Consider the following 1,004-nt stretch of genomic DNA (forward strand, 5'->3'; position numbering starts at 1 on the left):
AAAGCAAGCCCGACGGCGCGCCGGCAAATCACCGCAACGGCAAGAGCAAGAAGACCGTGTTGACCGACAGCGGTGCACTGCGCATCGACGTGCCGCGGGACCGCGAGGGCAGCTTCGAGCCGCAACTGATCGGCAAGCACGAGCGGCGCTTCACCGGCTTTGACGACAAGATCATCGCCATGTACGCGCGCGGCATGACGGTGCGCGAGATCCAGGGCTTCCTCGCCGAGATGTACTCGGTAGATGTCTCGCCCGACCTCATCAGCCGCGTCACGGACGAGGTCATGAGCGAGGTCGTGGCCTGGCAGACGCGGCCCCTGGAGCCGATGTACCCGGTCGTGTTCTTCGACGCGCTGCGCGTCAAGATACGCGAGGACGCGGTGGTGCGTTCCAAGGCCGTGTACCTGGCGCTGGGCGTGCTGCCCGACGGCACGCGCGACATCCTGGGCATTTGGATCGAGAACACCGAGGGTGCCAAGTTCTGGATGAAGGTCTTCAACGACCTGAAGACGCGCGGTGTCAACGACATCCTGATCGCCGTCACGGACGGCCTCAAAGGCATGCCGGAGGCGCTCGGCGCGGTGTTCCCAGCCACGACGCTGCAGACCTGCATCGTCCACCTCATCCGCAACAGCCTGGACTTCGCCAGTTGGAAGGACCGCAAGGCCCTTGCCGCGGCCATCAAGCCTATCTACACGGGCGTCAGCGCTGAAGCGGCTGAGGCCGCGCTGGACGAGTTCGAGGCAGGCGCCTGGGGCCAGAAGTTCCCCACCGTCGTCAGCGCGTGGCGGCGAGCCTGGGACAAGGTCATCCCGTTCTTCGCCTTCCCGCCCGAAGTCCGGCGCGTGATCTACACGACCAACGCCATCGAGAGCGTCAACGCGAGGCTGCGCAAGATCATCAAGACGCGTGGGCACTTCCCCAGCGATGACTCGGCCACGAAGCTGATCTGGCTGGCGCTACGCAACATCACTGAGGACTGGGGGCGTGCGGCCCACAACTGG

The 1,004-nt window shown here is 65.3% G+C and carries 1 protein-coding gene; it reads left to right on the forward strand.

The window, feature by feature from the left end; translation table 11 throughout:
• The coding region (locus FKP22_RS31590) for an IS256 family transposase (RefSeq protein WP_141292094.1) at nucleotides 1-1,004 on the forward strand (1,004 nt) is incomplete at both ends.

It is taken from the genome of Ideonella azotifigens, from assembly GCF_006519715.1.
In the GTDB taxonomy this organism is placed as follows: Bacteria; Pseudomonadota; Gammaproteobacteria; order Burkholderiales; family Burkholderiaceae_C; genus Ideonella; species Ideonella azotifigens.